Origin of the sequence: Rhodoplanes elegans (genome assembly GCF_016653355.1) — a bacterium.
Lineage (GTDB): Bacteria > Pseudomonadota > Alphaproteobacteria > Rhizobiales > Xanthobacteraceae > Rhodoplanes > Rhodoplanes elegans.
The window spans coordinates 1-17650 of record NZ_NHSK01000178.1 but is presented as its reverse complement, the minus strand read 5'-3'; the positions used below and the strand labels follow the sequence as shown (position 1 = coordinate 17650).

At 72.0% G+C, this 17650-nt stretch carries 18 protein-coding genes; 6 read left to right on the top strand and 12 right to left on the bottom strand.

What is annotated here, in order from left to right; genetic code table 11:
- Nucleotides 1-11: 11 nt before the first annotated feature.
- Both xdhB and xdhC read left to right on the top strand, forming a co-directional pair.
- Nucleotides 12-2330 carry a xanthine dehydrogenase molybdopterin binding subunit gene (xdhB, locus tag CCR97_RS21945; RefSeq protein WP_111358915.1) on the top strand — a complete coding sequence of 773 codons (2319 nt, stop codon included), beginning with the start codon at nt 12-14 and terminating at the stop codon, nt 2328-2330.
- An 18-nt stretch (nt 2331-2348) separates the two neighbouring features.
- Nucleotides 2349-3350, top strand: a complete 1002-nt coding sequence (xdhC, locus tag CCR97_RS21940; protein WP_111358916.1) for a xanthine dehydrogenase accessory protein XdhC — start codon at nt 2349-2351, stop codon at nt 3348-3350.
- Here xdhC and CCR97_RS21935 read toward each other — a convergent pair.
- Nucleotides 3341-4081 carry an RluA family pseudouridine synthase gene (locus CCR97_RS21935; RefSeq protein WP_111358917.1) on the bottom strand — a complete coding sequence of 247 codons (741 nt, stop codon included), beginning with the start codon at nt 4079-4081 and terminating at the stop codon, nt 3341-3343. The genes xdhC and CCR97_RS21935 overlap by 10 nt on opposite strands.
- A gap of 27 nt (nt 4082-4108) precedes the next feature.
- Here CCR97_RS21935 and ftsY point away from each other — a divergent pair, with 27 nt between their 5' ends.
- Entirely contained in the window at nt 4109-5065 is a 957-nt protein-coding gene (gene ftsY, locus CCR97_RS21930; protein ID WP_111358918.1) for a signal recognition particle-docking protein FtsY, read from the top strand.
- 144 nt (nt 5066-5209) lie between these two features.
- Here the strand turns inward: ftsY and gcvH are convergent, their stop codons facing one another.
- Together gcvH and CCR97_RS21920 are read right to left on the bottom strand one after the other, a co-directional pair.
- Nucleotides 5210-5575: a glycine cleavage system protein GcvH gene (gcvH, locus tag CCR97_RS21925; protein WP_201159849.1), complete on the bottom strand. Its 366-nt coding sequence runs from the start codon at nt 5573-5575 to the stop codon at nt 5210-5212.
- A 17-nt stretch (nt 5576-5592) separates the two neighbouring features.
- Nucleotides 5593-6192 carry a septation protein A gene (locus tag CCR97_RS21920; RefSeq protein ID WP_111360683.1) on the bottom strand — a complete coding sequence of 200 codons (600 nt, stop codon included), beginning with the start codon at nt 6190-6192 and terminating at the stop codon, nt 5593-5595.
- A gap of 263 nt (nt 6193-6455) precedes the next feature.
- Here CCR97_RS21920 and CCR97_RS21915 point away from each other — a divergent pair, with 263 nt between their 5' ends.
- Both CCR97_RS21915 and CCR97_RS21910 read left to right on the top strand, forming a co-directional pair.
- A complete protein-coding gene (locus CCR97_RS21915) occupies nt 6456-6704 on the top strand; it encodes a hypothetical protein (RefSeq protein WP_111360682.1) in 249 nt (82 codons plus the stop codon).
- 231 nt (nt 6705-6935) lie between these two features.
- Nucleotides 6936-7895: a hypothetical protein gene (locus tag CCR97_RS21910; protein ID WP_201159848.1), complete on the top strand. Its 960-nt coding sequence runs from the start codon at nt 6936-6938 to the stop codon at nt 7893-7895.
- A 9-nt stretch (nt 7896-7904) separates the two neighbouring features.
- Here CCR97_RS21910 and CCR97_RS21905 read toward each other — a convergent pair whose 3' ends face one another.
- A complete protein-coding gene (locus CCR97_RS21905; RefSeq protein WP_111359376.1) occupies nt 7905-9596 on the bottom strand; it encodes a serpin family protein in 1692 nt (563 codons plus the stop codon).
- Between the two features lie 291 nt (nt 9597-9887).
- A complete protein-coding gene (locus CCR97_RS32150; protein WP_274611545.1) occupies nt 9888-10019 on the bottom strand; it encodes a hypothetical protein in 132 nt (43 codons plus the stop codon).
- A gap of 359 nt (nt 10020-10378) precedes the next feature.
- On the opposite strand from CCR97_RS32150, the gene CCR97_RS21900 reads away from it, so the two are divergent.
- On the top strand, nt 10379-10741 hold the full coding sequence (locus CCR97_RS21900; RefSeq protein WP_244670606.1) for a GIY-YIG nuclease family protein: 363 nt from the start codon (nt 10379-10381) through the stop codon (nt 10739-10741).
- Nucleotides 10742-10757: 16 nt separating this feature from the next.
- Here the strand turns inward: CCR97_RS21900 and CCR97_RS21895 are convergent, their stop codons facing one another.
- The 7 genes from CCR97_RS21895 to CCR97_RS21865 all read right to left on the bottom strand — a co-directional run bounded on the left by CCR97_RS21895 (nt 10758) and on the right by CCR97_RS21865 (nt 17401).
- Nucleotides 10758-12707, bottom strand: a complete 1950-nt coding sequence (locus CCR97_RS21895; protein ID WP_111359378.1) for a multicopper oxidase family protein — start codon at nt 12705-12707, stop codon at nt 10758-10760.
- A gap of 354 nt (nt 12708-13061) precedes the next feature.
- The gene (locus CCR97_RS21890; RefSeq protein ID WP_111360723.1) at nt 13062-13571 is read right to left on the bottom strand and encodes a cytochrome C; all 510 of its coding nucleotides are present in this window, start codon (nt 13569-13571) and stop codon (nt 13062-13064) included.
- 168 nt (nt 13572-13739) lie between these two features.
- Nucleotides 13740-14210 carry a DUF1924 domain-containing protein gene (locus tag CCR97_RS21885; protein WP_201159847.1) on the bottom strand — a complete coding sequence of 157 codons (471 nt, stop codon included), beginning with the start codon at nt 14208-14210 and terminating at the stop codon, nt 13740-13742.
- A gap of 37 nt (nt 14211-14247) precedes the next feature.
- Complete coding sequence (locus CCR97_RS21880; protein ID WP_111360156.1) at nt 14248-14826, bottom strand: cytochrome b; 579 nt, start codon at nt 14824-14826, stop codon at nt 14248-14250.
- A gap of 89 nt (nt 14827-14915) precedes the next feature.
- Nucleotides 14916-16286, bottom strand: a complete 1371-nt coding sequence (locus CCR97_RS21875; protein ID WP_111360157.1) for a sensor histidine kinase — start codon at nt 16284-16286, stop codon at nt 14916-14918.
- Nucleotides 16283-16957, bottom strand: coding sequence for a response regulator transcription factor (locus CCR97_RS21870; protein ID WP_111360158.1), 675 nt, complete (start codon nt 16955-16957; stop codon nt 16283-16285). Before CCR97_RS21870 ends, CCR97_RS21875 begins: the two co-directional genes overlap by 4 nt.
- 27 nt (nt 16958-16984) lie before the next feature.
- The gene (locus CCR97_RS21865) at nt 16985-17401 is read right to left on the bottom strand and encodes a PepSY domain-containing protein (protein ID WP_201159846.1); all 417 of its coding nucleotides are present in this window, start codon (nt 17399-17401) and stop codon (nt 16985-16987) included.
- Nucleotides 17402-17650: the final 249 nt, after the last annotated feature.

The window sequence follows — 17650 nt, the reverse complement described above, 5'->3', positions numbered from 1 at the left end:
AGCCCGAGGACATGCTGCGTCACGTCAGGAAGCCGCTGCCGCACGACAGCGCGGTCAAGCAGGTGCAGGGCGCGGCGCCCTATATCGACGATCTGCCGGAGCCGGCCGGCACGCTTCACGTCGCGGTCGGCGGCGCCACCAAGGCGCGCGGCACGCTCACGGCGCTCGATCTCGATCGCGTGAAAAGCGCGCCCGGCGTCGTCGCCGTGATCACGGCGGCCGACATCCCGGGCAAGAACTGCGTCGCCGCCCATATGGACGACGAGCCGATCTTCGCGACCGACACGATCGAGTTCCACGGTCAGCCGCTGTTCGCCGTGGTGGCGACGAGCCGCGATGCGGCGCGCCGTGCCGTGCCGCTCGCGATGATCGAGATCGCGCCGGCGCCACCGGCCGTCACGATCGACGAGGGGCTCGCCACCGACGCCCGCGTCCTGCCCGACTATGCGTTCGTCGGCGGCAACGTCGATGCCGTCATCGCCGCGGCGCCGCGAAACGCGTCCGGCACGCTGCGCATGGGCGGCCAGGAGCACTTCTATCTGGAGGGCCAGATCGCGCTCGCCATTCCGGGCGAGGACGGCGCCATGCTGGTGCATTCCTCGACCCAGCACCCGACCGAGGTGCAGCACATCGTGGCGCGCACGCTCGGCGTGCCGGACGCGTTCGTCACCTGCGAGATCCGCCGCATGGGCGGTGGCTTCGGCGGCAAGGAGACGCAGGCCTGCCAGTGGGCCGCGATCGCCGCGCTCGCGGCGCGCGTCACCGGCCGGCCGTGCAAGCTGCGGCTCGACCGCGACGCCGACATGATGATGACGGGCAAGCGCCACGATTTCCGCGCCGACTGGTCGGTCGGCTTCGACGACGACGGGCGCATCGCCGGGCTCGACCTGCTGCTCGCGGCGCGCTGCGGCATGTCGGCGGACTGCTCGGCCGGCGTCGTCGACCGCGCCATGTTCCACGCCGACAACACCTATCATCTGCCCGCCTTCCGCATCGACACGCGCCGCGTGAAGACCCACACGGTCTCCAACACGGCGTTCCGCGGATTCGGTGGCCCGCAGGGCATGCTGGCGGCCGAGCGGGTGATCGACGCCATCGCCTGGTCACTCGGCCGCGATCCGCTCGACATCCGGAAAGCCAATTTCTACGCGCCCGGTCGCGACCGCACGCCCTACGGGCAGACGATCGAGGATCACGACGTCGGTCTGGCGCTGATCGAGGAGCTGGAGCGGACCTCCGACTATCGGGCGCGCCGCGCCGCGATCGCGGCGTTCAACGAGACGTCACCGATCCTCAAGCGCGGCCTCGCGCTGACGCCGCTGAAGTTCGGCATCTCGTTCACGCTCGCCTCGATGAACCAGGCCGGCGCGCTCGTGCATGTCTATCAGGACGGCTCGGTGCATCTGAATCACGGCGGCACCGAGATGGGGCAGGGGCTGTTCCAGAAGGTGGCGCAGGTGGCGGCGGAAGAGTTCGGCATCGGGCTCGATCGCGTGCGCATCACGCCGACCTCGACCGAGAAGGTCCCCAACACCTCGCCGACGGCGGCCTCGTCGGGCAGCGACCTCAACGGCATGGCCGTGCAGGCGGCGTGCCGCACCATCAAGGCCCGCATGGTCGCCTTCGCGGCGGACAACTGGCAGGTGCCGGAGGAGCAGATCCTCTTCGCCGACGATCACGTGCAGATCGGCAATCAGCGCATCGGTTTCGGCGAGCTCGCCCATGCGGCGCATTGCGGCCGCGTCTCGCTGTCGTCGACCGGTTTCTACAAGACGCCGAAGCTGCACTGGGATCGCGCCCGCGGCACCGGCCATCCGTTCTTCTATTACGCCTGGGGCGCCGCGGTCAGCGAGGTGCTGATCGACGTTACCACGGGCGAGAACAAGGTTTTGCGCGTCGACATCCTCCACGACGTCGGCCGCTCGCTCAATCCGGCGCTCGACATCGGCCAGATCGAAGGCGGCTTCGTCCAGGGGATGGGCTGGCTTACCACCGAGGAGCTGGTGTTCGACGCCGAGGGGCGGCTGCTCACCCACGCGCCGTCGACCTACAAGATTCCGGTCGCGTCCGACGTGCCGACCGACTTCCGCGTCGCACTGTTCGACGGGGCCAATCGCGAGGAGACGATCTATCGTTCCAAGGCGGTCGGCGAGCCGCCCTTCAATCTCGCCATCTCGGTGTTCTGCGCCCTCGCCGACGCGGTCGAAGCGGCGTCTCCGGGCGCTGGCGCGCGTCTCGACGCCCCGGCGACGCCGGAGGCGATCGTCACGGCGATCGGCGCGTTCGACGTGGCGGCGGCGCTCGGTACGGCGCTGGCGCGGCCGAGCTGATCGGGTCGCGGAGCATCGATGGCGATCTGGGCCCGTATCGCCGAGACGATCGCGCAGCACGGCCGCGCCGCGCTGGTCAGCGTCGTGCGGGTCGCGGGCTCGTCGCCGCGCGAGGCCGGCGCGCGGCTGGTCGCGCGGCCGGACGGCGGATTCTGGGGCACGATCGGCGGCGGCCGGCTGGAATACGAGGTCTTGGCCGAGACTACGGCGGCGCTGGCGAGCCCCGATGCGACGCGGGCGCGATTCCGCACCTGGACGCTCGGGCCCGATCTCGCCCAGTGCTGCGGCGGCGTCGTCACGACGCTCACCGAAGTGTTCGACGCACGTGATCAGGAGACGATCGCGGCGCTGGCGGCGGCGGAGCGCGGCGGGGCGTTCACGGTGATGGCCCGCCTCGGCGACGATGGTCGCGTTAGACGCGAAATCGTGTCGGCGCCGACCTCGGCCGCCTCTGATCAGAAGCCGGGCCGTCCGGAATCCGGCGCTCCGTTCTTGGAAGAATTCGGCGACGAGCTCACGCCGGTGCTGTTGTTCGGCGCCGGCCATGTCGGCCGCGCTTTGGTGCTGGCGCTGGCGCCGCTGCCCTTCGCGGTGCGCTGGATCGACAGCCGGGCCGAGGCCTTTCCGAGCCATCTGCCGGCGAACGCGGTCGCGGTCCACAGCGAGACCCCGGACCGGGAGGTCGACGACGCGCCGGCGGGCGCGCTCGTCCTGGTGATGACGCACGCCCACGCCATCGACTACGCCGTGGCGACCCGGGCGCTGTCGCTCGAAAAGTTCGATCTGGTCGGCATGATCGGGTCGTCGACCAAGCGGGCGAGGTTCGCCTCGCAGGCGCGCGCGCTCGGCCTCTCCGACGAAGCGATCGCCCGGCTCGTCTGCCCGATCGGCCTGCCGGAGATCGGCGGCAAGACGCCGGCCGTCATCGCCGCCTCGGTCGCGGCCCAGCTCCTCGTCGCCCGGGAAAGGCTCGGCGCCGTGCCACGGCGCGCGACCGGCGGCGGCGCCGGTCAGGGCTGAGCGTCGGGCGACTCGGCCTCGCCGCGCCAGCCGCAGGCGGTCAGCGCCGCGACGAGATGCGACGGCACCGGCGCTCTCACCCCCACGGGCGGCTTGTTCTTCGACAGCGGCACGACGATTTCGCGGGCGTGCAGATGCAGGCCGGGGCCGCCGAAGCGCGGGCCGTTGCCATAGATGTTGTCGCCGCGGATCGGGAAGCCCATCGCGGCGCAGTGCACGCGCAGCTGGTGGGTGCGGCCGGTCAAGGGCGACAGCGCGAGCCAAGTCAGCGCTCCGGTGTGCGGCGCAGCCGTAGCTCCCGGCCCGCCGCTGCGCCCCAGCACCCGCCAGGTCGAGACCGAAGGCAGGCCGTTCGGGTCCGGCTTCATCCACCAGCCGCGGGTCTCGTCCAGCCGGCCGAGCGGGATGTCGATGGTGCCCTCGTCGGCCTCCGGGCCGCCCTCGACCACGGCCCAGTAGGTCTTCTTCACCTCGCCGTGCTTGAACAGCAGCCCGAGATGCGCGAGCGCCTTGCGGTGGCGGCCGAGCACCAGGCAGCCGGAGGTCTCGCGGTCGAGCCGGTGGGCGAGCGCCGGCGCCCGCGGCAGGCCGAAGCGCAGCGCGTCGAACGACTCTTCCAGGCTCTCGCCGCCCTTCGGTCCCTTGTGGACGGGCAGGCCGGCCGGCTTGTCGATCACGATCATCAGCCCGTCCCGGTGTAGGACGCGCGCAAGCATCTCTTCCTGTGTCATGGCGAAAGCGCTATCACGGCAGCCGACATGACCGAAAGCACCGAAGACACCGAGAATACCGCCCCGGGACAGTGGTGGCGCCGGCTTTCCACCGGGCTGAAGCGCACCTCGGCCTCGCTCGGCGGGGCGATCGCCGATCTGGTCACCAAGCGCAAGCTCGACCACGCCGTGGTCGAGGAGCTGGAGGAGGCGCTGATCCGCGCCGATCTCGGCATGGAGACGGCGATCGCCATCGCCGGCAAGGTCGGCGAGGGGCGCTACGACAAGCAGGTCACGCCCGAGGAGGTGAAGGCGATCCTGGCCGCCGAGGTCGAGACGATCCTGGCGCCGGTCGCCAAGCCCTTGGTGATCGATCCGGCCAAGAAGCCGTTCGTCGTGCTGGTGGTCGGGGTCAACGGCTCGGGCAAGACGACGACGATCGGCAAGCTCGCGGCGCGGCTCACCGCGGAGGGCCGTAAGGTCGTGCTCGCCGCCGGCGACACGTTCCGGGCCGCCGCCATCGAGCAGATCAAGATCTGGGGCGCCCGCACCAGGAGCCCGGTGATCGCCGGCACCCAGGGCGGCGACGCCGCGAGCCTCGCCTACGAGGCGCTGGAGACGGCGCGCAGCCAGGACGCCGACGTGCTGATCGTCGACACGGCCGGGCGCCTGCAGAACAAGTCGACCCTGATGGGCGAGCTCGAGAAGATCGTCCGGGTGATGCGCAAGGTCGACGCCACGGCGCCGCACGCCGTGCTGCTCGTCCTCGACGCGACGGTCGGGCAGAACGCGATGTCGCAGGTCGAGGTGTTCGCCAGGACGGCCGGCGTCACCGGCCTCGTGATGACCAAGCTCGACGGCACCGCGCGTGGCGGCATCCTCGTCGCGGTCGCGGCCAAGTACCGGCTGCCGGTCCACTTCATCGGCGTCGGCGAGGGCGTCGACGACCTGTCGCCCTTCGCGGCGAAGGATTTCGCCAAGGCGGTGGCCGGGATCGAGGAGTGACTCGGTCATTCCGGGGCGGCCCGCAGGGCCGAGCCCGGAATCCATACTCCCGGCGCAAGTGGCTCACGAAACACAGTGCGTATGGGTCCCGGGCTCGCTGCTGTCGCAGCGCCCCGGGACGACAGGCGTAGGCGCCCGCGCCGCTCAGCCCGCGATCAGCGCCTTGTAGCCGGCTTCGTCCAACAGCCCGTCGAGCTGGGCCTTGTCGGTGATCGTCATCTTGAACAGCCAGCCCTGCCCGGCCGGATCCGAGTTGACCAGGCCCGGCTCGGCGACCACGGCCTCGTTCACCTCGGTCACCTCGCCGGCGACCGGCGCGTAGATGTCGGAGGCGGCCTTCACCGACTCGACGACGGCGGCCGCGGCGCCCTGGTCGAAGGCGGCGCCGACCCCCGGCAGCTCGACGAAGACGAGGTCGCCGAGCTGCTCCTGGGCGTGGTCCGTGATGCCGACGACGGCGACGTCGCCGTCGAGCCGCAGCCACTCGTGGTCCTTGGTGAACTTCAGCATCGGGGTCTCCGGGGCGATCAGGGCGCGGGGCGGGTGTCGGTCGCCGGCGCGGCGGGCTTGCCGGCCTCGCCGGCGGCATGGCGGGCGAGGAGGCGCACCTGCGCGACGGCGAACAGGAAGGTCAGCGGCACGAAGCCGAACAGCTTGAAGTTCACCCAGAAGTCGGTGCTCTGCGTGCGCCAGACCAGCTCGTTGACGGCCGCCATGACGACGAAGAACACGGCCCAGCGCACCGTCAGCTTGCGCCAGCCCTCCTCGGTCAGGTCGAACACGCTGTCGAACACCATCGCGAGCAGCGGCCGGTCGCGCCACAGGCCGACCGCCAGCACGATCGCGAACAGCATGTAGATCAGGGTCGGCTTCAGCTTGATGAACGTCTCGTCGTGCAGCACCAGCGTCAGCCCGCCGAACACCGTGACGATGACGGCCGAGACGACCGGCATCACCGGCAGGTGCCGGGTCAGCGCATAGGAGACGGCGAGCGCGGCCAGGACCGCGACCATGAAGGTGCCGGTCGCGGCGAAGATGCCGAATTTCGCATTGGCTGCGAAGAACAGCACCAGCGGGCCGACGTCGAGGGCGACCTTGAGGGCGGGGTTCAGGCGGGTCTCGGACATCAGGGGTTCCACGAGGGGTGGCGCAAAGCTGCACCTAGCACGAGGCTCGCCGGTCGCGCCACCGCCCTGGCTCACGAGCCGGCGGCTGCTGCGCGGCACGGCGAGTCGGGTCATGTACACAATCCCCGCCATCTGACACCGCGCGTGTGACGCCCTCGCCACAGCTCCCGGCTGTTCACGGTGAACATCGCGTCAAAACCGTGGTTGGAAATTGACCGGCCGGGAAAACGCCTCACACTGACGAATCAGGGGAGCGAGGTGCCATGTCGGACTTCAGGATCAAAGACTTTCTGGACCGGCTCGGCGAGCTCGGCCTCTTGTTCTCAGCCACCCGGCTGGCGGACGGCAGCATCCGTCTCAACCAGTGGCGCGGCATCAACTATTACGAAAACGAGCCGGAGATCCGCCGGATCTGGTCAGACGCCATGGACGGCCGCGAAGGCCGCGCCCAGGACATCGCTCGTTATGTCGAGCTGACCCAGAGCCGGGCGCGCTCGCTCAAGGCGGCCTGACGCCTCCACCTTACCTGCCTCCTGATTCTGTGCTTCGGCGGCGCTATCGCGCCGTCGGCGGCCTGTTCGGACGCCGATTGTGGCCGTTGCGCCACGCTGTGTCGCGCCCCGAACACGCCCAAGAATCGGCCCGTCCCGTCCCAGAATTCGCCCCGCCGGTCTGTTCGATAGGCGACCGGGGGAGTGCCGCGCCGCCATCGTCGATGGCGGAGCGGGGGAAGGGGACGAGACATGAGATCAGTGATCGCCGTCCTGCTGGCGAGCTTGCTCCTGCTGCCGCTGCCCGCGGCGGCCGGGGAGCCGGCGCCGCGCGACGTCGTCGAGGCCGTCGACGCGTTCGCGTCGTCGGACGCCGTGCTGCACTTCATCCAGGGCTACCGGGCCCGGCCCGAGCCGGCCCGCGTGCCCGCGGCGATCCGCGCGGCGAGCCGGACCGGGGCGCTGGCGCGGCCCGAGGCGGCCGGGCTCCATGTCGGCTTCCTGGCCGGCGTGATCGCGGCGCAGCCCACCCGCGCCGATGCGCTGATCGCCGCCATGGTGCCGTTCCCGCAGGAGGAGTCCTGGGTGATCGTCCGCGCCATCGCCTATTCGGGACATCCGGACTGGAAGGGCCTGCTCGCCCGCAGCGCCGCCCGCTTCCCGCACCACGACGCGATGATCCAGGCCTATGTCAGCGATCGCATGCCCACCCTCGCCCGCCTCGCCATGGACGAGCCGGCCTCGGTGTGGACGCGCATGCGCGGCTGGTTCCGGTTCGGCGAGCCGGCCGACAAGACGCCGGCGCTCGCCGTCGGCCCGGACGTGCTCGACACGCTGTGGGGCATCTATTTCGCCACCGGCGACGCGGCGCCGCTCGCCCGCATCGTGGCGCTGCTGCCGTGGTCGGAGGAACGCGCCGACGCCGGCCGGCTGACGGTCGGCTGCATGGCGAAGTTCACGCTCGCCGCCAACGCGGCGCGCGATCCCGTGCTGCTCGCCCTCCTGCGCAACGAGCTCGCCGCCCAGCCGGCGGGAACCGCCGGCGTGCTGAAGGACACGATCGCGGCTGCCGAATCGATCGACCTCGGCCGCATCCGCAAGGAATCGATCGACGCCATCCGGGCCCTGGAGAAGGCGAACCAGCCGGTGGCGACGCCGCAGCGCGACTCGTCGCTGTGGCGCCGGACCGTCGCCGCCGTGCTGCTGCGGTAGCGGCGCGATTCAGCGCGCCGCGTCGGCGCGCGGCGCCGGCTCGGCCGGAGGGGCAGCCTCCGCGGGTGCCGGGGCCTCGATCACCGGCGTCTCGATCGGCGGTGCCTGCGTCGGCGAAGGCGGGGCGGCGGCAGGCTCCTCGGGCGTCGGCTGATCGACGGCCGGGGGCGGTCCCTCCGGCGGGGCCGCGGCCGGAGGCGCGGTCGGTTCGGGGGCCGGTGCGGCCGCGGCGGTCGCGACGGCGCGGGACGGGTCGCCGACATAGCCGGCCAGCAGCACGACCCCGGTGTCGCGGTCGCGCAGCGCGAACCAGAACGGCTTGTCGAAGAAGACGCGCGGGTTCTGGTTGCGCAGCGCCGAGCGCACGGTGAGCACCGCGGTCGCGGCGGCCGCCTCGGTACCGGTCTCGTCGATCCTCAGCACCGCCTTCTGGATCACGTCGGAGATGCGCTGGCCGGGGCCGAAGCCGTCGAGCGCGGTCGGCGAGGCGCGTCCCTCCTTCAGCCCGAGCGCGTCGAGGGCGGGCAGGAGCCCGGCGCGCTGGTCGAGCGCGATCCGCGGCAGCGACACCTCGACGGCCGTGGCGGCGAAGTCGCGCCCCGACAGCCAGTCGGCCACGGGCGCGAAGCCCGAGGAGGGCAGCGGCTTCTCCTTCGAGGTGACGAGCACCAGGCCGAAGCGCGGCGACTGGTAGCCGAGCTCGACCGCGACGAAGGTGTCGTCGCTGCGCATCGGCGTGCCGTCGATCGTGCCGGCCATCATCGGCACCTCGACGGTCGAGCCGTCGGCGCGGGTGAACGGCGCCGGCCGGGTGCGGCCCGGCGCGAAGGCGGTCTTCCAGCGGTCCTTGAAATAGAGGGCGTTGACGGCGACGAGCCCGGGATCTGCCGGCGCGCGGTCGAGCAGCGCCGGGATCAGGCCGCGAGTCTTCTCGCCGACCCAGCCGTTGATCTTGGCGAGCGATTCCGGGCTGCCGAGCGGATCGCGGAACACCTCGCCGCCGGCGGCCGTGACGGCGGCAAGCACCGACTCCTTCGGGGTCATGGCCGGGTCGATCCAGATCGCGTCGGCGACGGACAGCACGTCGGCGATGCTCTTGTCGGCCATGACGGCGGCCGTGATGGCGCGCACCGAGGCGAAGTCGACCGGCGGCGGCAGCGTCCGCGCCGGCCCCGCCTTGGCCGTTTTTTTCGACTTGTCGCCCTTGCGGGGTTTCTCCGCCTTGCCGGTTGGCTTGTCCGGCGCGGCCGGGGGCGATGCCGCCTCCGCGAAGCCGAGCGCCTCGGTGAAGCCGAGCATGCGGGCGAGCGCCGCCTCGAGCTTGGCGTCGGCGCCGAGCGCGATCAGGCCCGACACCATGGCGAGGCTGCCGGGCGACACCATCAGGTTGGCGGCCTCCGGCGTCTCCTTCTGCAGCGCCTCGACCAGCTTCACGGCGAGCCGGGTCTGGGCGGTCCGCATGGCGGCGACGTCGATCTTCACGGGCGCCGCCGCGCCGGATGTCGCCTGGCCGGGCACCGGCGCACCCGGCGGCCGGTCGGTCGATTTCTTTTTCTGCGTCTTGGATGGGGTCGATTGGCTGCGTTGAGCCGCGGCCTTGCCGTCGCGGTCGGCCGGGGCCGACCAGACCGGGCCCGATACGGCTACGGCCGCCAGCGCGACAAGCGTGGCGGCGGCGACGGCGATCACCTTGCGGGACATCGCACCCTCCCTGGCACTCTCCCTGGTGTCGGCGGCGGCACGGGAGGTTCACGGCCGGTCGAGGCGAAGCTTACGCCCGCCGGCGGGCGAATGCCACGCACGGAACGGGCTCGCGCACGCAGGACGAAGGGTCCGCCCGGGGGGCGGTGCGCACGCGACTCGGTTGTCGGATAGCGGGGCGGGGCACAACCGACGCGGTCGGATCGGAACGGCGTCGGGGCGGCTGGCGAAACGCTCGGGCGGCCTGCGGTCTGCCGCGCGGTTCAGGCAGCCTCGTTCACGCGGCTTCGTTCACGCGGCCTGCTTGGGATCGACGGTGCGGAAGCTGGTGCGGATCACCTCGGTGCCGCACTGGTCGCAGGCGTAGACGGTGTCCTGGATGCGGGGCTCGGCCTTGGTCGTGCTGACCGACCGGTAGGACATGCGCTGGGCACAGCGCGGGCAGGGAATGATGAGGGACGGCAGCGAGCTAGCGGAGGCTACACCCATACGGCGCATGCAAATTCCTCCTCGATTTTCCAGTCCGTGCAATTGCGCATGTCTAGTCCAGCGCGCCGAGGCGGTACGAGTCAATACAAATTTGTGCTATGCACAATTAATGGAAGGTATGCACAGGCCGCAGCTTACGGTGGCATAATGCATACAAGCCGACCCGTGGCGACCCGCCAAGCTCGATGATCTCGCAGCGCACAACCGCGACTCGCACTACGGCCGCAGCGCGAACCGCCGTCGCCGCGGCCGCGCTGCCGACGGTTGCGGGTGCCTATGTACTAGCCATCCGGTTGGATAAGCCTTTCGTCTTACGGCTCGCCGGCCGGTCGGCCGTGTCGGTGTCGGCGGGGCGGTATCTGTACTGCGGCTCGGCCCGTGGCCCCGGCGGGTTGCGGGCCCGCGTCGCCCGCCACCTGCGCCGGCGAAAGACCCTGCGCTGGCATGTCGACCGGCTGACCACCAAGGGCCGAGTGATCGCCGTATGGGCCGTGCCGGACGGTGACGAGTGCGCGCTCGCGGCGCAACTCGGCGGCCTGCCCGTGCCGGTCCCGGGCTTCGGCTCGAGCGACTGCGCCGGCTGCCCGAGCCACCTGTTCGCCTGGCCGGAGGGGGCGGTCCTGCCCTTCGGGCCGCCGACCGTGTCCCGCGACTGAGGCACGGCCGTGTGGCTCAGGTCTTCGGGGCGCCGTGGTCCTGCGGCTCGCCGGGCTGCTCGGGGCCGACCCGGAACGGCCGCATCATCTCGTTGTCCTCGTGCTCGACCATGTGGCAGTGCCAGACGAACTGGCCGGCCTTCGCGAACCGCATCCGCACCCGCGTCACCTCGCCGGGCCGGGCGATCACGGTGTCCTTCCAGCCGTCCTCCTCGGGTCGCGGCGGCCGCGCCGGACCCTCGGGCCGGCCGGTCTCGTCGTCGAGGGCGCGGCGGTCGACCACCTGGAACAGGACGTCGTGGACGTGCATCGGATGCGCGTCGCCGGTGAGATTGTGGAACGCCCAGACCTCGGTGTCGCCCGGCGCCGGGTTCTCGGTCACCGGGTCGGCCCAGTGGCGCAGCGTGACGCCGCGGTCGCGGCCGAGCCCGGGATCGAAGGTGGCGAGCGCCGCCTCGTGCGGCACCTCGCCCTTGCGCGACGGCGCCATCTGCTCGACCAGCGCCAGCGCCCGCTCGCGCACCGGCTCGGGCAGCGCCGCGATCGGCGGCAGGGCGAGGCGGGCCGGCGGCGTGGTGTTGTCCGGGCCGGTCGCCGGAACGACGCGGAACTGCATCACCTGACCGGTGCTGCGGCGCTCGGCCGGATCCTCGTCGGGCTCGCCCTTGTAGGGCGCATCCGGCCCGAGATTGCGCAGCGTGACGCGGCTGCCCGGCGCGAGGCGCGAGAAGTCGACGATCAGATCGGCGCGCTCGGCCGGCGCCAGGAGCACGTCGCGCAGCTTCACGGGCGCGCGCAGGAAACCGCCCTCGGTACCGATCTGCCAGACCTCCACCTTGGGGTCGGCGAAGCGCAGGATCAGGACCCGCGCGTTGCAGGCGTTGAGGACGCGCAGGCGATAGCGCCGCGGCTCCACCTCGCAGCGCGGCCAGGCGCGGCCATTGACCACCATCACGTTGCCGAGGAACTCCGGCACCCAGATCGGAGCGACGTCGGAGGCCGGGATGAACGGCCCGGCATAGCCGTCGAACAGCCGCCGGCTGTCCGGGTAGTAGAGCGAGCCGTCGGCGTTGAACGAGCGGTCGGTGATGGCGAGCGGGATCTCGAGCGCGCCTGCCGGCAGCACCGCGGTCGTACCGTCCCCGGCGACGCGCGGATGGTCGGCCGGGTCGTCGCTGCGGATCAGATAGAGGCCGGCGAGGCCGGCATAGACGTTGAGCCGGGTCAGGCCCAGGGTGTGGTCGTGATACCAGAGCATCCCGGGGCGCTGGCTGTTGGGATAGCGGTAGGTGACGCGGCCCGCCCCCCAGTCGCTGCGGCCCGACTTCGCCCAGAAGAAGTCGTACCAGGTGCCGACCGGCGCGAAGCCCTCGGGCAGGTCGACGGCGTCGGGCAGCACCCACGCCTCCGGATAGCCGTCGCTCCAATCCTCCACGGCCTCCATGCCGTGCACGTGGGTGACCAGCGGCACCGGTCCGCGGTACGGCCCCGGCGTCGCCGTGAAGGTCGGGCGGGTGTCGCGGCGGCCGCCCGGATTGGCCCAGTGCAGCGTCGGGTCGACCGGCAGGAGATGCGGCCGGAAGCGCCGCTCCGCCGTCATCAGGTCGTTGATCCAGGTGATCTCGATCGGCGTGCCGCGCGTCGCCTCGATGGTCGCGGCCGGCGAGGCGAAGCTGTCGTCGTGGCCCTCGGCGCCGTAGCACCAGAGAGTCGTCCGGCCGAAGGGCGGCGGCAGCATCTGCTGGCGCTGCTGGCGCGCCGCGATCCGGTAGGTGTTCGGGCCGGAGCGCGGCATCGCCTTCGGCACGGCGAGCGGCATGGCGAACCGCTCGACCCGGTCGACCCGCAGGCTGCCGCCCATCACCGGCCCGGCGATCGCACGCGATCGGCCGAAAGGATCCTGGACGAACAGGCCGAGCGAGGTCCCGGCCCCATACGCGAGGAAGGCACGACGATCGATCGGCATGGCATGCTCCGGCTGTCCGACGACCTGATCACATGCAACTGACCGTATGCGATCGCGGCGCGGAGCGAAAGCCACACTCCGCTCATTCCCGCCTTCGCGCTACGGGATGCATACATCTCAGAAAGCTGAGAAGTTTCAGTGAGGGGCAAACACGCCTGCTACCCCCTCCGCCGTCGTCGCCGGGCTTGACCCGGCGACCCATCTCGCTGCGAGAGAGTGCTTTCAGGCGAAGGCGATGGATGCGCGGGTCAAACCCGCGCATGACGCTCTCATGCATGGCGTGCGATGTGTGCATCCCGTAGCGCCTTCGCGGGGACGCGCGGCAGCAACTAATCTCGGGTCCGCCGAACCCGCTCACTCCTCGTCGAACCAGCCCTGCTCGGCGTCCTCGTGGCAGGCCTTGCAGTCGCCGCGGAACTTGGCGCCCTTGCGGGCGAGCGTCGCCGGCGCGACCCGGTCCTTGCGCTCGTGCTTGCGGGTCCACCACGGCAGCTCGGTGATGCGGGCCGGCGTCACCTCGGGCGAGAGCTTGCGCATCATCTTGCTGTTGCGCCCGGCGGCGTCGGCCGCGTTGGCGGCGAGATAGGCGGCGATGCGGTCGGTGGTCGCCTGGTCGAGCGCGGCGTTGTCACCGAAGTGATTTGATAGGTTCGCCGTCATGGCCCGCCACGAGCGCGCCGGCAGTAGCCCGGCCGGATAGACCAGATGGCAGGCGCCGCATTCCGCCTTCACGACCGGGTCGCGCACCGGGTCCAGCCGCAGCCCGTCGGCGACCAGCGGGCTCGCGAGCGTGACGAGCACCACGGCGGGGGCACCGACCAGCACCAACGGGCGCAGGATCCACATCCATTTGTCCGACATCATCGTCCTCTCATGCGTGATTCGGCTGATCGGCTCGGGGCAGTCATTCCGGGGCGGCGCACAGCGCCGAACCCGGAATCCAGCCGAGCGCGTGGAGTCAGCCGTTGGATTCCGGGTTCGCGCCTTCGGCGCGCCCCGGAATGACAACGAACCGATCAACCGGAGCTGGTGTCACTGGCCGATCAGGAAGGCGACGAGATCCGCCCGCTCGGCGGCCGAGCACTCGCGGCCGAGCACGTCGGGGCAGTTCCGGCGGAGCCACTTGTCCACGGTGGCCGGATCCGACAGGCGGGTCGGCACGACCGAGGGGGCGAGCGGCTCGATCGTCTTGCCGGCGCGCGCTTGGCCGGCGCGGGCGAGATTCGTCGTGTGGCACGACGTGCAGGACGGCGTGTCGGGCTTGCCGGCGGCCGGGCTGCTCATGAACAGGGCGCGGCCGCGCTCCGCCGACGCCCCGAAGCCGGCATCGGCCGTGCGGGCCTCGGCGATCGTGCGGTCGAGCACGGCGCGCTGGGCGGCGCCCGGCTGGGCGAGGCCCGGCGCGGCGACACAGGCGAGCAGCAGGGCCGCGGTCACCTGAAGCGCGGGGACGAGGCGGCGGGCGGCCGGCGCGGTGCGCCGGCCGGACGGGAGTCCGGTCATGGGTCGTCTCCTGGATCGTCGGTCGGTGCGGCGCGGATCAGCCGTGGCGCGACGTGCCGAACGGCAGCATGCGGGCGATGGCGCCGTCCTTCAGCATCGTGTGGTGGACGATGGCGGCCGCCGCGTGCACGCCGGCCAGGACGAGGATCAGGTTGGCGCCGATCTCGTGCATCTCGCCGAGCCGGTGCGCGAGGTCGCGGTCCGGCCCGATCAGCGGCGGCAGCGTGAACAGGCCGAAGAAGCCGACCGTGCGGCCCTTCGCCCACACCATCGCCATGCCGGCGATCGGCACGATGACCAAGAGGAGGTACAGCGTCAGATGCATGGCCTTGGCGGCCATCTGGACGAGCGGCGCGCCGGGGATCGGGTCCGGCTGCGGCACGGCGATGCGCCGCGCGAGGCGCAGCACCGTGAAGGTCAGCACCAGGAGGCCGACCGAGATGTGGGTGGAGATGAGCTGCGCCTTGGCGGCGCCGCGCGGCATGTCGTCCATCAGCTGGCCACTGACGAACGCGCCGGCGACGGCGATCAGGGTCAGCCAGTGGAGGGCCTGGGTGAAGGTGTCGTAACGAAATCTGTCGGTGGCGATGGGCGGCGTGGCGATGGACGTGGTCATGATGCGGAATCCCGATCTGCTTCAGGAACAATGCAGCCTTGTCGCACGCGCCGGCTGACGCGCTTCTGACCCGCGCCGTCAGGCTCCCGTCAGCGGCCGTCCTGCAGGGGCGCCGCCCGCGGCAGACGGACGGCCGCGGTCATGCGGCCGGGCTCGGTCGGGCCGAGCCGCAGCGTCCCGTTCCAGGCGTCGGCGATGTCGCTGGCGATGGCGAGGCCCAGCCCGGTGCCGGGGCCGGAGTCGATGCGGCCGCCGCGGCGCAGCGCCTGCGGCACCAGGGCGGCCGGGATGCCGGGCCCGTCGTCGATCACCCGCAGCACCACGTCGCCGTCCTCGATTGCCGCCGTGATGGCGACGCGCTCGCGGGCGTGGCGGGCGGCGTTGTCGAGCAGATTGCCGAGGATCTCGGCGAGGTCGTCGGGCGCGATGCGGGCGGCGAGCTGCGGATCGACCGTGACCTCCCAGTCGAGCGCATCGCCGGTCGGGGTGCGGCGGACGACGTCGACGACCCGCTGCGCCACCGCGCCGACCGGGGCTGCCGCATCGGCCGCGACCGCGGTGCGCCGGGCGCGGGCGAGCTCGCGCTCGACATGGCGCCGCATCGTCTCGCCGACCAGGTCGAGATCCGCCGCGATCGCCGTCTCGCCCTTCTGCTTGAGCCGGTCGATGTCGCCGGCCAGCACCTGCAGCGGCGTCTTGAGCCCGTGGGCGAGGTCGGCGGCCCGCGCCCGCGCCGTCTCGACCTGGCGGTCGCGCTGGACGAGCAGCCCGTCGACCTCGGCGGCGAGCGGCCGCACCTCGTCCGGAAAAGCAATGCCGAGCCGTTCGGTGCGGCCGGAGCGGATCGCGGCGAGGCGCGCCTGCACGGCGGCTAAGGGCGCGAGGCCGACCCGCACCTGCACGGCCGAGGCGATCACCAGGAGCAGCGCGACCAGCGCCAGGAACGGCAGCAATTCGCTGGTGAACTCGGCCCGGGCGGTGGCGAGGTCGGCGGCGTCGCGGCCGACCACCAGGCGGACCGTGGCGCCGCCGAGCCGGGCCGGCAGGACGATGCGGCGCTCGACCGCCATCAGCTGCGTGCCGCCCGGCCCGGCGATTCGGTGGCGATGCACGGTGCCTTCCGCAGGCTCGTCCTGCGGCGGCGTCAGCTCGAAGTCCCACAGCGAGCGGGAGCGATCGACGAGGCCGCCGGGCTCGCGCGTCACCTGCCAGTAGAGGCCGGACAGCGGCTTCTCGAACCGGGGGTCGTCGGGCGGATCGGCGACGGCGAGCTTGCCGTCGGCATCGCGGTCGATCCCGGCGGCGAGCCGGTCGAGCAGCACGACGAGCTCGTCGGTCATGCCGCGCTCGGCATGGCGCTCGAACAGCACCGACAGGCCGAAGGCGGCGACCCCGAGCGCGACCAGGATCGACACGGCTCCGGCGACCAGCAGGCGGAGCCGGAGCGAGCCGGCGATCACGAGGTCGCCTCCTTGCCCTCGCCGATGCGATAGCCGAAGCCGCGCCGCGTCTCGATGGCGTCGGCGCCGAGCTTTCGCCGCAACCGCATCACCAGCGCCTCGAGCGCGTTGGCGTCGCGGGCGTCGTCGGTGCCGTAGAGCTGGTCGATCAGCTCGTGCGGCGGCACGACGCGATCCTGGTGGAGCGCCAGATAGGCGACCAGCCGATACTCGAGTGGTGAGAGATTCACCGGGACGCCGCGGGAAAACACCTTCATGTCGCGCGGATCGACGGTGAGCGGGCCGGCCGTGATGACGGCGGTGCCGATGCCGGCGGAGCGGCGGATCAGGGCCCGGGCGCGCGCCACCAGCTCCTCCATGCGGAACGGCTTCGGCAGGTAGTCGTCGGCGCCGGCGTCGATGCCCTCGACCCGCTCGGCCCAGGTGCCGCGCGCCGTGAGGATCAGCACCGGCGTCTGCCGGCGGTTGGCGCGCCAGCGCTTGAGCACGGCGAGGCCGTCGAGCCGCGGCAGGCCGAGATCGAGGACGACCAGGGCGTAGTCCTCGGTGTCGCCCTTGAACCACGCCTCCTCGCCATCGGCGACCACCTCGACGACGCCGCCGGCGGCGGTCAGCGCCGCGGCGATGTCGCGGGCGATGCGGGGCTCGTCCTCGACCACCAGGATGCGCATCGCTCGTCGTCCTTTCGGTCCTCGTCCTCAGTCGTCGTCCGCGACCGGCTTGCCGGTCAGGGCGTCGACCTTCGCCTCGACCAGCTTGCCGTCGGGGCGAAGCGCCTTCACCTCGTAGACGATGCGACCGTGGCAGTGCTCGAGCTCGACGTCGATGGCCTGGCCGCCGAGCTCCTTCTCGATCACCGGCAGGAGCTCGGAGAGCGGCTTGGCGCGGCCCTCGGACAGCGCCTTGAGGGCGCAGTCGTGATCGCCGCGCTGGCGCCGCCGCCGGCCCTCGCCGCGCCCCTCCCCGTAGCGTCCTTCGCCGCGGCCGCGGCCGGCCCAGGGCGGCGGGCCGCCGCCGCCCCACGGCGGACCGTCACCGCGCTGGGCGAGGGCGGGAGACGCACCGGTGAGAAGGGCGAGGCCGGCGAGGACGAGGGATCGGCGGGGCAGGGTCATCGCGGCAGTCTCGTCGCGTCGTCCTGACGGGCGCCTGACGGGCCGCGTCAGACCCGGATCAGCCGCCCTGTGCGACGCTTGCGGTCGATCGGGAGCTTTGTCCCGACCGGAACTCAGGAGGACGACATGATAACGGCTCGCACGATCGTCGTCGCGGTCGCGTTGCTCGCGGCCGGCACGCTCGCGGCCGATGCGCAGGGCTGGGGCCAGGGTCAGGGGTACGGGCCGGGCTGGGGCCAAGGGTATGGC

Bases quoted from the DNA above. Each gene is read 5' to 3' on its own strand.
- xdhB (WP_111358915.1), top strand. From the start codon at position 12: ATGCTGCGTCACGTCAGGAAGCCGCTGCCGCACGACAGCGCGGTCAAG.
- xdhC (WP_111358916.1), top strand. From the start codon at position 2,349: ATGGCGATCTGGGCCCGTATCGCCGAGACGATCGCGCAGCACGGCCGC.
- CCR97_RS21935 (WP_111358917.1), bottom strand. From the start codon at position 4,081: ATGACACAGGAAGAGATGCTTGCGCGCGTCCTACACCGGGACGGGCTG.
- ftsY (WP_111358918.1), top strand. From the start codon at position 4,109: ATGACCGAAAGCACCGAAGACACCGAGAATACCGCCCCGGGACAGTGG.
- gcvH (WP_201159849.1), bottom strand. From the start codon at position 5,575: ATGCTGAAGTTCACCAAGGACCACGAGTGGCTGCGGCTCGACGGCGAC.
- CCR97_RS21920 (WP_111360683.1), bottom strand. From the start codon at position 6,192: ATGTCCGAGACCCGCCTGAACCCCGCCCTCAAGGTCGCCCTCGACGTC.
- CCR97_RS21915 (WP_111360682.1), top strand. From the start codon at position 6,456: ATGTCGGACTTCAGGATCAAAGACTTTCTGGACCGGCTCGGCGAGCTC.
- CCR97_RS21910 (WP_201159848.1), top strand. From the start codon at position 6,936: ATGAGATCAGTGATCGCCGTCCTGCTGGCGAGCTTGCTCCTGCTGCCG.
- CCR97_RS21905 (WP_111359376.1), bottom strand. From the start codon at position 9,596: ATGTCCCGCAAGGTGATCGCCGTCGCCGCCGCCACGCTTGTCGCGCTG.
- CCR97_RS32150 (WP_274611545.1), bottom strand. From the start codon at position 10,019: ATGTCCTACCGGTCGGTCAGCACGACCAAGGCCGAGCCCCGCATCCAG.
- CCR97_RS21895 (WP_111359378.1), bottom strand. From the start codon at position 12,707: ATGCCGATCGATCGTCGTGCCTTCCTCGCGTATGGGGCCGGGACCTCG.
- CCR97_RS21890 (WP_111360723.1), bottom strand. From the start codon at position 13,571: ATGATGTCGGACAAATGGATGTGGATCCTGCGCCCGTTGGTGCTGGTC.
- CCR97_RS21885 (WP_201159847.1), bottom strand. From the start codon at position 14,210: ATGACCGGACTCCCGTCCGGCCGGCGCACCGCGCCGGCCGCCCGCCGC.
- CCR97_RS21880 (WP_111360156.1), bottom strand. From the start codon at position 14,826: ATGACCACGTCCATCGCCACGCCGCCCATCGCCACCGACAGATTTCGT.
- CCR97_RS21870 (WP_111360158.1), bottom strand. From the start codon at position 16,957: ATGCGCATCCTGGTGGTCGAGGACGAGCCCCGCATCGCCCGCGACATC.
- CCR97_RS21865 (WP_201159846.1), bottom strand. From the start codon at position 17,401: ATGACCCTGCCCCGCCGATCCCTCGTCCTCGCCGGCCTCGCCCTTCTC.